Origin of the sequence: Pseudomonas sp. SMSB3, assembly GCF_052041965.1 — a bacterium.
GTDB lineage: Bacteria > Pseudomonadota > Gammaproteobacteria > Pseudomonadales > Pseudomonadaceae > Aquipseudomonas.
In genome coordinates, this window is record NZ_JBKGGV010000006.1 from 183,390 (window position 1) to 196,680 (window position 13,291).

Below are 13,291 nucleotides of genomic sequence, written 5' to 3' on the forward strand. Positions count from 1 at the left end.
TGAAGGGTGCCACCGTGAAGAGCCTGCTGGCCGAGTACGGAATTGAAACCACGCAAAAGCAGCTTCAACCGCTGCTACCTCTGCGGATCTTGAATGACCAACCATGCCCGGGTTGTGGTGCTCCGTTACAGCAGAAATGGGCAACAAAGACATACGGTTTACCTCCGGCATTCTGCAAGCCCTGTGGCCATCAACAGCTCAGTGTTTGCACCTGTCGGTACTGTCTGCGCAAGCGACTCAAGCGTGCAAACCGAGAGTGGTCTGATAAGCGAGTGACGTTCTCACAGCTTTGCCTCAAACACAAAATACTACTTATGGCACTGCTCTTGACCCAACAGGACGACATTGCGGGCGTGCGTGAAGCCAATTCGATCGGCCCTTTTGCCCCAGGCTTCAGCAGCACCGAGGGCTTCATCAGTGAGTTGTGGAGCGCGGGAGCCATTGTGCTGACCCGCGCCCCCGAATGGGTAACCTCGAACTATCGCTCGGAATGGATGTATGTGCCAGAAGCGTACGGTTGGTCGAGCAATGTCAGCGCGAACACCGAAGAAGAAAAAGCGCTGACCGCATGGGAGGTCATTGAGCGCCTGCGTAGAGACTTCGATACCCATCTGCAGCTTTCTGATGAACCGGAGCTGATTGCCCTGATCAAGGAATTGGCAGAACACGCTGGCTTTGCCTACCTGGAACAGCAGATGGGTAAAGAGAAGCTCGATATCAGCGCTGGGGCGGCCACGCGTAAGGTGTTGCGTTGCATGATTGAAACATTACCTTTGGCAGATATTTGCGCTATAGGGTGGCAGGCTGCCAAAAACTGCGGCAGAGCCTACACTAATAAGGTTGCTACTAGCCGAAAACATGCAGCCAACATGCTGCCCGGGCAAATGGCGCGCGTTGCCGAGTCCCGAGCATTGAAACCCGACACCTGGAAAGTCGACCGAGCATTCAACCGTGTTTCTCGTATCGAGCGTGTGCTCCATGATGAGCTCTTCGGCGGCCAGGACACATTTTTCAATTGGCCGCTGGATCGCTACTGCGAAGAAGTCGTCTTGCCTCGTCTACATAGTGGGCGGAGAGTCACACACAATAGAGCTCCATTAAAGACTTGCCCGCCTGCTACCGTACTGAAGGGTTGATAGTTTCTCGCGGCAATACGCTATGGCTGGTGAAGTTGCTCAAATAGCACAATGCCGGCCGAACTCAGTGTCAGACCACGCGTCGCTAAGCTCAGCATTGCGTCTTTAACCAGATCAGGTAGATTGCAAACGAGACGACCAGCGTTTAAAAGGCGAGGTTTGCCAGAACTCTGCTGGTTATCGCTGATGTGGAGTCTTTTCTGGAGTGTGGTTATGGGGTCGAGGTGAGCAAGTGGGGTAGGGTAGAACAGGCGATGCGCTAGCTGAGTTATATACCTGCTAAGCCGGCGCGCATTCCTGCCCCTGCTTTCGTGCCCAAACTGAATGGCTGTCAATTGTGACTGAGTTCCGATCTGATATCGCTGTGAAATCACGCCGAGCAGAGAAGATCACTCATGCGATAATAACTAGGTCGAGAAGCAATACGACCATTTGCGATTTGTAGAGAGTATCTACCGGCTCCCGGCGCCACCGAAATATTCATCCTTTGCGACCAGACCGAGATTGTCGGTGAGATCCTCGCCACCCTCGCTGAACAGATGTTGAGTTCGCCGTTCCTGCTTGAGATAAGCTAATGTTTGGAAGAAGCAATCCTCACACATGTGCAGTTCATACCGCTCCCCATCATGGGCAGCGCCATAGCCCCAGTGTGCTTGTAGGGTCCCGAACTGATGCCCGCCAGTATCCAAGCGGGTGGAGCAACGGCATACATCGCACACAACGTCTGTAACGGTCTCTACTTCGACTCTTCCGGTTATTTTCATCGCTGACTCCTAAAAACACCTCGGACTGTAGTGAAGAGGTAGACGATCACAGTCAAACGCCATCCATTCAGGGACCACGATCAGCAACCCTGAGATCTTTGATTGCACAGAGGCAGTCGCTCTGTTCTATTCATGAATTGATGGCTTTACCTTATAACTACACTAAATGACTATTTAGTTTAGTTATAACCCCATCAGGAGAATTTACGTCTGGAGGAGCACAGCTAATCCCTTGAGCAATCAGTAATGTTTCAGAAGGATCGCATAACTAACTCTTGGTGCTCGGCACAGTCAGAATCTGCCGCGGGGTGGGCGCTGAACTTCAGGAGGTACGTTAGCATGCATGACCCCAGCGTACAAATTGGAGCCCCATGTGCATGGCGGCCCCGGCATCGTGAAAAACACCCTGTAAACTACTTTTTTGACGTGTTAACTACAGTGGTTTACAAGTCAAAAAAGTAGTTTACAACCCCCGTAAATAGGCCTCCCAACCGACATTTCGCTGCTAGTCGCACTCACGTGAAAAAGCAGCACAACCTTAAGCCGGCCCGCAGACCTATAGAGCATCATAATCGATCACTCATGGGGATCCCGCCGCCGGTGAGCATGCTTACAAGCCTCACGGTGGAATGCGCGTTAAAACGTTCCGAAGGGCCCTTGGTGTTCTCCATGCCGACTGGGACTTCAAAAGGACTGCACAACGTCATGAACTCTGATGCTAGGAGCGTCGTGGCCACTGCGATGTCGCATATGACGGTTCATGTCAGTCTGGTGCTGGCTCGGACCCGACAGATGAAACTGCGGCGGCGGCTAGTATTTGTTAAAATCGGAGGAAGCCTGAGCGTTGTCCGCCAGGGGATTACTGGCGCAAAGCCCCGGCGTTGGGCGAGGCGTATTCGCAGATTTGTTTGAAACAATGGCTTGATCTGTAGCGCAAGAAAAACCGCTCAAGGCCCATGTGACTGGGGCTTTCGCATAATTGTCTGTGATTTCGCATTTTTACCTGACGTCGACACCCTGGGTGGGAATCGTATGGGAAATACGAATGTGCGCATAATGCATATTATGTTAAATAGCGTATTACCTTACCTACCTCTTCGGTTTCATCAGCCCCCGATGATCAGACTGTGCCTGAATTGACCATACCCCCTTCGAATAAATGGCAATTGGCGTCCGATAGTCAGAAAGCGGCTGGCGGATGGTTCCACGTCGACTGTCGCACTCGGAACTGATCAGCTTCAGCACCCAACGCTTAAAGATTCCAAGGGTCGGCGACAGACAGGATGACTTTCACACCGCCACAGCTGGCTGATCTAATGTCAACAGCCACTTAATTGGCCCAAAACGATACCAGTGGCAGCCATGGCTCCTCGTCGCAGCCGTGGCTATCTACTCAGACGTTCCACCGCGTGCGTTAGAAGCAACATCGGCCCTTAAGGTGAGGTTTTCAAGCTTCAACGCCGACGTGGCTGGCTCCCCAAGGGCAAAGCACAGGGCAACCCTCATCGGTCTGGTTTGAGAGCCTTCTCTACCCTCGCCTGCGCCATCCGCTGGCTGAAGCAACAGTGCTTAGACCTTGGCGACCTTTTCACTCTACTGGCGATCGTTTTTCTCAACGGCGACTACGTTGGACTCGGTATAAAAGATCTCACCAGCACGCGTAAAACCTAGTGCACATCACCAGCTTGGCTGATAGCGCGCCGCCCGATGTAAAATACGTTCAATGCATACCTTAGGATCTGATAGATCAGCAAATATCATAATTAGCTTAGATCCAAAAAGCCTTTTACACGAAAAAAATATAAGAATACGGTCTTACCCGGCCACCTCATCACGCTGGGGCGCCAAGGCGATCGGCACCGATCGCCCACCCATGCCAGTGATGAGAGACCGACGCTCCATGCCAACGCCCTCACGTTCCCACCCACCCGTGCGCTTCACCCTGCCCCCGACGGCGGGGAACGGATCCTGTACCCGTACAACGGGCCAGTGCTGGCTTAACAAGACGCGGCTCCTGATTGCCGCTTGCCAACACAAGGAAAGTTGACCATGAACCAACGCCCGCCCTTTCCATTGCGATCAGGGCTGATAGCACTCGTCGCCTGCCTGACGCTGCCGCAACTCTCAGCGCAGGCAGCCGATCAGGAAGAGACTCGACTCGATACCGTCTCCGTAATTTCCACCGGCCTGCGTGGACAGCAACGCACTATCGCCGACAGCCCGACACCCATTGACATCATCAACAGTGAACAACTGCTCAAAACCGGCCGGGCTGAACTGTCGGAGGCCATATCCAAACTGCTGCCATCGTTCAACTTCGGCACCAACATCGCCGGAGTCAACTCACAAGTGCGGCCGCTCAGCAATCGCGGCCTTGGGCCGGCCTACACGCTGGTACTGGTCAACGGCAAACGCCGTCATAACGGCGCTGCCCCTGCCAATGGCAGTACCGACACCAGTGGTGCCAACGCTGTCGACATCGACATGATCCCGCTCAGTGCCGTGGACCATATCGAGGTGCTCAAGGACAGCGCCGCTGCCCAATACGGCTCGGACGCGGTAGCGGGGGTAATCAACATCATCCTCAAGAGCAGTGCTTCGGGCGGTCATGCCGAGGCCAGCTACGGTCAATTGTTCTCGGGCCAGGGCGAAACCATCAAGAGCGCTGCTGACCATGGCTTCGCGCTGGGCGACGGGGGCTTCCTGCACCTGTCTGCGGATGCCCGCAAACGCGGTACCGCCACCTGGGTCGGGAAGTCGCCGGACAGCGTCCGTGCTTTTTTCGAGGATGATCGCCAGGCCGCCTGGGATCACGTGAGCACCAAGAACGGCGACCCTGATCTGAAGGCTTTCAACCTGGCCTACAATGCCGAGTTGCCGTTATCCGACGATCTCAAGCTTTACTCCTATGCCACCTATGGCGAGCGCAAGACCGAAGCGAACAATCAGCTGCGAGCGGCCAACGGCGCTGCGTCGATTCCGGCCCTGTTCCCGGATGGCTACTACCCTTTGAACAACCTCAAGGATACCGACTACCAGTTTCTGTTCGGCGGTAAAGGCAGCGCGGCCAGTTGGGACTGGGATCTGTCCACCACCTATGGCCGCGACAAGATCGAGCATGCCAGCGACCTGACGGCCAACCCGACCTATGGCCCCGAGTCACCCACCAAGTGGGATGACCTGGCCACATTGCAGTTCGAGCAGTGGGTCAACAACCTGGATATCACACGCCACTTCGATGGGCTTTTCGGTGTTTCCGTACCCACCCAGGTGTCCGTGGGCCTGGAACACCGCTGGGAGCGTTTTCGCACATTTGCCGGCAATGACTCACGTGCCTACAGTGTCGGGCCGTACACCTTCCCGGTCGGCAGTCCGCTGTATGTCGCTAACGGCGCGCAACCGTCGACAGGCGCTCAAGGCGTACTTGCAATCCGCCCTCAAGACGAAGCGGATCTGAAGCGCAACAACTACGCCGCCTATCTGGACCTGGGCTTTGACCTCACGCCGAAATGGTATGTCGGCATCGCCGGGCGTGCCGAACACTATGACGACATCAAGGAAAACACCTACAGCTTCAAGCTCAATTCCCGCTACGAACTCACAGACCAGGTTGCCGTCCGGGGTACCTTGGGCTCGGGCTTCCGGGCGCCTTCCCTGACCCAGCTCGGCTACACCGTCACCGATAACCGCACGGCAGCGGATGCCAATGGGAACGCAGTGCCTGCACTGCGCTATACCGCGACGCCCGACAGCCCCGCGGCCCAGGCGCTGGGCGCCACGGACCTGAAACCGGAGAAGTCACGCAACGCGGGCCTGGGTATCACCTGGCAGCCAGCGCCGCGGACTAGCTTCACTGCTGATGCCTATGTCATCGACATCGACGACCGCATCCTGCTCAGCGAGAACCTGTATGACCGCAGCAATGGCAACGGCGCCGTTGGCGACATCCTCGGATCCGTCGGCGTGGCACGCAATACCTGGGTCAGCTACTACACCAACGCCTTCGATACCCGAACTCGCGGCATCGACCTGGTGGCCGATCACAGCAGCCAATTCGGCGCCTGGGGCGATGTGCGCTGGAGTGCGGCCTTCAACTACAACAAGACGACCGTCGAAAGTAGCCGCAGCACGCCGGCCGCGCTGCAGAATGCGGGCGTCAGCGTCGTGGGTCACGCCGCGGAGGGTTTGCTGGTAGCGGCCTCCCCGCGCAGCAAATGGATACTGGGCGCCAACTGGACGCTTGGCAACTTCGCCGCCAACTTGCAGACCACCCGCTACAGCAAGGTCGAGACCTGGCAGCAGAACCCTGCACAAGACCGCAGCTTCGGTGCCAAATGGATCACCGACCTCGACCTGTCCTACCTGCTGTTCGACAGCCTGACCCTCAGCATCGGCGGCACCAACATCTTCAACGTGCGCCCTGACAACAATGGCATCACCCAAGCGGCCTACAAGTACAACTATGGATCCCCGCCTTTCCATCCGGGCGGCGGGTTCTGGTACAGCAAGATCGCCTACGACTTCTGACCCCATGCCCAGGTTGCCAAACGTATCGTGCGCGCCTGGCTTGCAAGCCTTGCGCGACGACCACGCTCTTCGCCGGAGGCCAGATGCGACAGCCGTCTGCGAAATTCTTCAACCTGATGGAACTGGAAGACCTTGCCACGGGCCTCATCGCGTGCCCAGCATTCGACTCCATCGCCCGAGGTGCGGGTGATGGAGTGACATTGGCCTCGACAGCCTGGAATTCGTCCGCACGCACAGTGCCGGCTTGCCTTTGATAGTCAAAAGCGTGACCACCACGGCTGATGCTCGCGCAGTACTCCAGCACGGCGTCGATGCCACACACGTCTCCAACCATAGCGGCCGCCAACTCGATGGCTCGCCAGCAGCGTTCGACTCGTTGCAACGGGTCGCGGATGAAGTCCGGGGCCAGGTGCCCCTCCTTTTCGACAGTGGCATCCGACGTGGCCTGGACGTGTTCAAAGCCATTGCGGCTGGCGCCGACCTGGTTGCCATAGGGCGCCCGGTCCTCTACGGCCTGGCGCTCAACGGCTGGCAAGGCGTGCAAGCGGTACTCGGACAACTCGAACAGGAACTGCGCATCGTCATGCAGCTCTGCGGCGCTGCCACGCTTGCGGATATTCGCAACACCCCGTTACTGCACAGCACGTCTGGCTCACAGTCACCCCGCTGACGGCAAGCCAGACGCTCGAAAATGGGGCGCCTTCTTACCAGTAGAATCTCAGTCAGCAGGCTGCCCGTTTGCAACGGTTAGTTCTGCACCGGCTCATAAAGGCTTGCCGACTTGGCATCCACTGCCTTTGGCAGCAGCCCCTCGCGATAGAACGCGTCGGCGATGCGTTGCTGTTCGGCCAGGTTCTCCAGCTTCACCGGCTGCACGTCATAACTGCGCCGTGCGTTGGCCTGCTGCACCGTAGCGCTGTCCAGGTTGCCCCACAACGGGCCCAGGATACGCGCGGCCTCACCCGGGTTTGCCTTGATCCAGGCCCCGGCCTCGCGCAAGGCAAGGTACACCTGCTGCAGCACCTCGGGATGGGCCTTGGCATAGTCACTACCGGCCAGATAATAGCGCTGGTAGCTGGCCAGTTCGGTGCCATCGGCCAGGATGCGCGCGTTCTGCTGGCGCTGGGCGCTGGCCACGTAAGGGTCCCAGGTTACCCAGGCATCGACCTTGTGGTTCTCGAAGGCGGCTCTGCCGTCGGCGGGAATCAGGTAGGCCGGGGTGATGTCCTTGAAAGTAAGCCCGGCCTTGGCCAGGGCCTGGATCAGCAGGTAGTGGCTGCCGGCCGCTTTGGTTACTGCCACGCGCTTGCCTTTGAGGTCGGCCAGGGTCTTGAGCGGCGAGTCCGCCGGCACCAGAATTGCCTGGGCCGTTGGCGAGGGTGTTTCGCGGGCGAAATAGGTCAGCTTCGCACCCGCCGCCTGGGTAAACACTGGCACGGTGTCGGCGACATCCGCCGACAGGTCGACATTGCCCAGGTTCAGTGCCTCCAGCAGTGGCAGCCCGCTGGGGAACTCATGCCAGCTGACGCGGATGCCTTCGGCCTGCAGGCGCTGTTCAAGGCTGCCACGAGCCTTGAGCAAGGTGAGCAGGGTCGAGGACTTCTGGTAACCGATGCGCAGGGTTTGCTCGGCGCTGGCCAGGTTTGGCAGCAAGGCGCTGGCCAGCAGGGCCAGACCAAGCTGGCGCAAGGCTTTCAATTGCATGAAGGTATCTCCAGATCAGGGTTGCGCGGCGAGTTTGGCGGTATCGGGAAGGGTGAAGCCGCTGGCGAAGGTCGGTGCCACATCGAAACGTTGGTTCATCAGGCCGTGGGCATGATAAAAATCGGCGGTGTCCTGCTGTGCCGCCACGGTCTGGGGGTCGATCACTTGCCAGCGCAGATGGCGTCGCTCGAACTGCAGACGGGCGGCGTCCTCTGGGAAGCCAATGATTGCGGCCAAGGTTTTCGAGTAAGTGTCCAGATGCTGGTTGGCCCACACCTGCGCCTGGGCAAGGCGGTTCAGGTAGTCTTGCAGTGCCGCACGCCGCGCAGGCTCGTCCAGCGCCTTGTCGGTGGCTGCAAGGAAGCTGTTACCACTGGACAGACCGCGACCGTTGACCAGCACACGGCCTTGCCCACTCAGTTCAGCCAACGCGGTGTAAGGCTCCCAAGTCGCCCAGGCGTCCACCGAGCCGTTGGCCAGGGCGATCTTGGCGTCTACCGGCCCCAGAAAACGGAACTCCACGTCCTTCTCGCCAAGCCCGACCTGCTCCAGTGCCTTTAGCGCCAAATGATGCCCAATCGAACCTCGGCCGGTAGCAATGCGCTTGCCCTTGAGCTCTGCTGCACCTTGCAGCGGCGCATCAGGCCGAACCAGCAGCGCTGTCCCGTAAGGGTCTGACTTATCCACGGCGACGGCTTTGACCGGCGCCCCCGAAGCCAGCACGAACAACAGCGGCGCATCACCAATGATACCGGCATCGATCGCCCCGGCATTGAGCGCCTCGGCCAGCGGCGCGGCAGCCGGGAATTCGGCCCAATGGATGTCATAGGGCAAATCGCGCAAGGCGTCGGCAGCCTCCAGCTGAGCCCGCATGTTGCCCTTCTGGTCACCGATGCGCAGGGTCAGGCGTTCTGCGGCGCCTGCCTGGCCAATCAGTACCAGGGCCGCGGCAAGGGTCAGTAGTTTCGTTCGAATGGACATGGCGCTCCTCGCTGCCTGGACGGGCAGCGTCATGCGGCCCGGTCAGGCGACTCTAGCGACAACCATCAAATAAGCTAAATTCATTTTAGGAATAAACTAATATGCGCTTTAATCAAATAAAGCCATGCAGATGGCATTACCCGCCATTGCGATTATGCTAATGCCTTATTTCTCCCGTTCGATCTTGTGAGCGCCGATTATGAAAATCGATGATATGGACGCCTTCGTCGCGGTCATCCGTTGCCAGTCGACCAACCTTGCCGCCGAGGCCTTGCAACTGACGCAACCGGCTATTACCCGCCGGGTGCAGAACTTCGAGGAAGACCTCGGCGCCACCCTGCTCGACCGCAACACCAAGCCCCTCAAGCCCACGCCCATGGGGCTGCGGGTATACGAGCAGTGCAAGGCGATCCTGCGCGAGATCGACTCACTGCGCGAACTGGTGGCCAACGATGGCGCCCCGTCGGGCACACTGCGCCTGGGCGTGCCTCAGACCTTGGGTGATGTGGTGCTGCTTGACGCCCTGGCGCAGATCCGCGAAGCCTACCCACAGCTGCGTACCCAGGTCAGCAGCGGTTGGGGCAGCAGCTTGATCGCGCGCATGGAGAACGGCGAACTGGACGCTGCTGCCGCATTGTTCCCGCCAGGCAAAATCTTCCCCGAGGGTATCGCCAGCCAGTCCATCGCGCGCATGCCGCTGAAGGTGGTGGCGGCCAAGGGCAGCGCGGGCAAGCGTAGCTACAAACTCAAGGACTGCTATACCCGTGGCTGGGTGCTCAACCCAGACGGCTGCGGTTTCCGCGCAGGACTGCAGCGTGCACTGAGCGAACAAGGGTTAAGCCTGTCAATCAACCTGGAGACCTTCGGCACCGAGCTGCAACTGGGGCTGGTCGCCAACGGCCAGGGCCTGGGGTTGGTTCCGCAACCCCTGCTGCTAGCCAGCCGGCATCGCGATGCACTGGACGTGCTCAACGTCAGCGATTTCAAGCCGCAGGTGGATCTGTGGCTGTTCCATCCGCGCTACCTGGGCAATTTGCAGGAGCCCGTGGAACTCTTTGGTGAAGTCGCCGGGCGTAGGTTGCTGAGCTGAGGTCGCCGGGACTTGCGTTGGTCGGCGTTACTAAATGCAATTTACGCATAACATGGTAAAGGCTAAATTCTTAAAACAAATAATTAGCATAGAACTAAAAAGACTTTTACAGCGTTCATCCATACGAATACGGTCTTAAGCAATTCACCGTCATTCAGGGATGAAACCCCATGAGTCACCCCTCCGACAACGCCCTCGCCGAGCTGACGCATGCGCTCGCAGCCAATGCCGAGCGCTATGATCGCAGCGGCCAGTTCCCCCGGGACAACTTCGACCTGCTGCAACGTCACGGCCTGCTAGCCCTCACCGTACCCCGCAGTCTCGGCGGCAGCGGCGCTGACCTTGCCAGCGCTCGCCGAGTGATCGGCGCGGTCGGTAAAGGCGACCCGGCCACCGCGTTGATCCTGGTGATGCAGTACTTGCAGCATTTCCGCCTGCAGGACGAAGCGCGCTGGCCGGAGCACCTGCGCCATCGCATAGCCCGCGATGCCGTGCAAGATGGCGCGCTGATCAACGCACTGCGCGTCGAACCCGAACTTGGCACCCCTGCCCGCGGCGGCTTGCCCGCCACCGTCGCCCGGCGCACCGCCGAAGGCTGGCGCCTGAACGGGCGCAAGATCTATTCCACCGGTAGCCACGGCCTGACCTGGTACCTGGTCTGGGGGCGCAGCGACGATGCCGACCCCCTGGTGGGCGGCTTTTTGGTGCACCGCGACACGCCAGGGATCACCATCGTCGACGACTGGGACCACCTGGGCATGCGTGCCACCTGCAGCCATGAGGTGCAGTTCGATGAGGTGCTGATCCCGCTCGACCACGCCGTCAGCGTCAGCCCCGCCAGTGCCCCGCAAGCGGAATTCGATGGCCAGGGCCTGCTGTGGATGGCCGTGTTGCTGCCGGCCGTGTATGACGGCGTGGCTCGCGCCGCCCGAGACTGGCTGGCGGGCTTCCTCAAGCATCGCACGCCCTCCAACCTGGGGGCCCCGCTGGCCAGCCTGCCGCGCTTCCAGGATGTGCTGGGTCGCATCGACACGCTGCTGTTCGCCAACCAGAGCCTGCTCGATGCCGCCGTCACCGGGCAAACCGCTGCGCGGCATGCTGGCCAGCTCAAGCACTTGGTCAGCGCCAATGCCATCCAGGCCGTGGCACTGGCCGTCGAGGCCGCCGGCAACCCCGGGCTTTCGAGGCGCAATCCGCTGGAGCGGCACTACCGCGACGTTCTCTGCAGCCGCATTCACACCCCACAGGACGATGTGGTATTCGGCCAGGTCGGCCGCGCCGCACTGACGGAGGTTCGGCCATGAGCCATTCGATCATCGCCAGCCAGCTCGACGCCCAGGCCAACCAGCATCCGCGCGAACAATTGCCAGATCATGAAGTGATCGATATCGCCCCAGGCCAGTTGGCCCTCGAAGTGCCCGCCGATGTGTTCATCCTGCGCCCTGTGAATGTGCGTGGGCAGCGCGTCGACAACCCGCCGCCAGGTTGGCCCTGGGGTTTGAAATGGGTGCAGTTGGTATCGTCGGGCATCGACTTCTACCCCGACTGGGTCTTCAAGGGCGCGCCGGTGACCAGCGGCAAGGGCGCCAACGCCGAGCAAGTGGCCGAGTTCGCGCTGGCCTTGGTGTTCGCCGCTGCAAAGCAACTACCAGCGCTTTGGGTCAAGGACGCCGACTGGCGCCTGACCCCCCTGGCGCCGCTGCGCAGCCGCACCCTGGGCATTCTTGGCTTCGGCAACATTGGCCAGAGCCTGGCGCGCAAGGCCGTGGCACTCGGCATGCGGGTGCTGGCGCTGAGTCGCCCGGGCCAGCCAATCGTCGAAGTGCCTGGCGTGGAACGTGCCGACGACCTGCGTCAACTGTTCGCTGGCAGCGACCACCTGGTGCTGGCCGCCCCGCTCACCCCCGCCACTCGCGGCCTGATCGACCGCCAGGTGCTGAGCGACGCCCGCCCTGGCTTGCATCTGATCAATATCGCCCGGGGTGGTCTGCTCGACCAGCAGGCCCTGCTGGAGGCCCTGGACAGCGGCTTGATCGGCCGTGCCAGCCTGGATGTCACCGACCCTGAGCCGCTTCCCGTCGGCCATCCGCTGTATCACCACCCACGGGTGTTCCTGTCGCCACATACCTCGGCCATTTCAGAGGAGGGTTACCCCGCCTTCCTCGAAGCTTTCATCGCCAACTTCCACCGCTACCGCGAGCAGGCGGCCCTGGCCAACCTGGTCGACACCGCACGCGGCTACTGATTACCGGAGAGCACACCATGAGTTCACTGTCTGCCATCACCCCCCGTTCCGATAATGTGCGCGACCGGGTCAGCGCCGAAGAGTGGGAGGTGCGCGTCAAGCTGGCTGCAGCCTACCGCCTGGCGGCCTTGTTCCGCTGGACCGACCATATCTACACGCATTTTTCCGCCCGCGTGCCGGGGCCGGACGAGCACTTCCTGATCAACGCCTTCGGCCTGCTGTTCGATGAAATAAGCGCTTCGAACCTGGTCAAGGTGGACGTCGACGGCACGATCATCGACGACCCACTGGGCCTGGGTATCAACCAGGCCGGCTATGTGATCCACAGCGCCATTCACCGCGCCAGGCCCGACCTCAAGGCCGTGCTGCACACCCACACCCGCGACGGTGCGGCGGTGTCGGCCCAGCGCGACGGCCTGCTGCCGATTTCCCAGCATGCCCTGGCCTACTACAGCCGGGTGGTTTACCACGATTACGAGGGCGTGGCCCTGGACCTGGACGAGCAGCAGCGGCTGGTGGCCAACCTGGGTAACAGCAACATCCTCATCCTGCGCAACCACGGGCTGCTCACCGGGGGCATCAGCGTGGAACACGCGTTCCGCGAACTGCATGGGCTGGAGCGGGCCTGCAACATCCAGGTGGCGGCACAGGCCGGGGGTAATGACCAGCTGTTGCATGCGCCGCTAACGGCGATTGCCAAGGTGCATCAGCAATCGAAGCGGTTTGCCGATGGCAAGGGAGAAGGCATCCAGCGGCATTGGGATGCCTTGATCCGGCAGTTGGACCGTGAGGGCCGTGATTATCAGGACTGACAGCTGTTCGTTGGCTGTGCCGGCCTCTTCGC

10 protein-coding genes are annotated in these 13,291 nt (G+C 60.0%); 7 read left to right on the plus strand and 3 right to left on the minus strand.

Annotated features, from left to right (window positions below; all coding sequences use genetic code 11):
- Window positions 1-14: 14 nt before the first annotated feature.
- Window positions 15-1,136, plus strand: coding sequence for a hypothetical protein (locus tag ACLEJW_RS12575; RefSeq protein WP_440777653.1), 1,122 nt, complete (start codon window positions 15-17; stop codon window positions 1,134-1,136).
- Window positions 1,137-1,588: 452 nt separating this feature from the next.
- Here the strand turns inward: ACLEJW_RS12575 and ACLEJW_RS12580 are convergent, their stop codons facing one another.
- Window positions 1,589-1,900: a hypothetical protein gene (locus tag ACLEJW_RS12580; RefSeq protein ID WP_440777654.1), complete on the minus strand. Its 312-nt coding sequence runs from the start codon at window positions 1,898-1,900 to the stop codon at window positions 1,589-1,591.
- A 2,049-nt stretch (window positions 1,901-3,949) separates the two neighbouring features.
- Between ACLEJW_RS12580 and ACLEJW_RS12585 the strand changes: the two genes are divergently transcribed.
- The gene (locus tag ACLEJW_RS12585; protein ID WP_313457377.1) at window positions 3,950-6,427 is read left to right on the plus strand and encodes a TonB-dependent receptor plug domain-containing protein; all 2,478 of its coding nucleotides are present in this window, start codon (window positions 3,950-3,952) and stop codon (window positions 6,425-6,427) included.
- 214 nt (window positions 6,428-6,641) lie between these two features.
- Window positions 6,642-7,097: an alpha-hydroxy-acid oxidizing protein gene (locus ACLEJW_RS12590; RefSeq protein WP_313294804.1), complete on the plus strand. Its 456-nt coding sequence runs from the start codon at window positions 6,642-6,644 to the stop codon at window positions 7,095-7,097.
- A gap of 77 nt (window positions 7,098-7,174) precedes the next feature.
- On the opposite strand, the gene ACLEJW_RS12595 is transcribed toward ACLEJW_RS12590, so the two are convergent.
- Window positions 7,175-8,131 carry an aliphatic sulfonate ABC transporter substrate-binding protein gene (locus tag ACLEJW_RS12595; RefSeq protein ID WP_313294768.1) on the minus strand — a complete coding sequence of 319 codons (957 nt, stop codon included), beginning with the start codon at window positions 8,129-8,131 and terminating at the stop codon, window positions 7,175-7,177.
- 15 nt (window positions 8,132-8,146) lie between these two features.
- Entirely contained in the window at window positions 8,147-9,112 is a 966-nt protein-coding gene (locus ACLEJW_RS12600; RefSeq protein WP_145192637.1) for an ABC transporter substrate-binding protein, read from the minus strand.
- A gap of 199 nt (window positions 9,113-9,311) precedes the next feature.
- On the opposite strand from ACLEJW_RS12600, the gene ACLEJW_RS12605 reads away from it, so the two are divergent.
- From ACLEJW_RS12605 to ACLEJW_RS12620, 4 genes are all read left to right on the plus strand, one after another.
- Window positions 9,312-10,202 carry a LysR family transcriptional regulator gene (locus ACLEJW_RS12605; protein WP_145192641.1) on the plus strand — a complete coding sequence of 297 codons (891 nt, stop codon included), beginning with the start codon at window positions 9,312-9,314 and terminating at the stop codon, window positions 10,200-10,202.
- 170 nt (window positions 10,203-10,372) lie between these two features.
- Window positions 10,373-11,506, plus strand: coding sequence for an acyl-CoA dehydrogenase family protein (locus ACLEJW_RS12610; protein WP_313294769.1), 1,134 nt, complete (start codon window positions 10,373-10,375; stop codon window positions 11,504-11,506).
- Window positions 11,503-12,447, plus strand: coding sequence for a D-isomer specific 2-hydroxyacid dehydrogenase family protein (locus ACLEJW_RS12615; RefSeq protein WP_440777655.1), 945 nt, complete (start codon window positions 11,503-11,505; stop codon window positions 12,445-12,447). Before ACLEJW_RS12610 ends, ACLEJW_RS12615 begins: the two co-directional genes overlap by 4 nt.
- A 17-nt stretch (window positions 12,448-12,464) precedes the next feature.
- Window positions 12,465-13,259: a class II aldolase/adducin family protein gene (locus ACLEJW_RS12620; protein WP_440777656.1), complete on the plus strand. Its 795-nt coding sequence runs from the start codon at window positions 12,465-12,467 to the stop codon at window positions 13,257-13,259.
- Window positions 13,260-13,291: the final 32 nt, after the last annotated feature.

What these genes read in the sequence shown, in the direction of transcription:
- ACLEJW_RS12605 (WP_145192641.1), top strand. Translation starts at nt 9,312, where the DNA reads ATGAAAATCGATGATATGGACGCCTTCGTCGCGGTCATCCGTTGCCAG.
- ACLEJW_RS12620 (WP_440777656.1), top strand. Translation starts at nt 12,465, where the DNA reads ATGAGTTCACTGTCTGCCATCACCCCCCGTTCCGATAATGTGCGCGAC.
- ACLEJW_RS12615 (WP_440777655.1), top strand. Translation starts at nt 11,503, where the DNA reads ATGAGCCATTCGATCATCGCCAGCCAGCTCGACGCCCAGGCCAACCAG.
- ACLEJW_RS12610 (WP_313294769.1), top strand. Translation starts at nt 10,373, where the DNA reads ATGAGTCACCCCTCCGACAACGCCCTCGCCGAGCTGACGCATGCGCTC.
- ACLEJW_RS12585 (WP_313457377.1), top strand. Translation starts at nt 3,950, where the DNA reads ATGAACCAACGCCCGCCCTTTCCATTGCGATCAGGGCTGATAGCACTC.
- ACLEJW_RS12580 (WP_440777654.1), bottom strand. Translation starts at nt 1,900, where the DNA reads ATGAAAATAACCGGAAGAGTCGAAGTAGAGACCGTTACAGACGTTGTG.
- ACLEJW_RS12600 (WP_145192637.1), bottom strand. Translation starts at nt 9,112, where the DNA reads ATGTCCATTCGAACGAAACTACTGACCCTTGCCGCGGCCCTGGTACTG.
- ACLEJW_RS12595 (WP_313294768.1), bottom strand. Translation starts at nt 8,131, where the DNA reads ATGCAATTGAAAGCCTTGCGCCAGCTTGGTCTGGCCCTGCTGGCCAGC.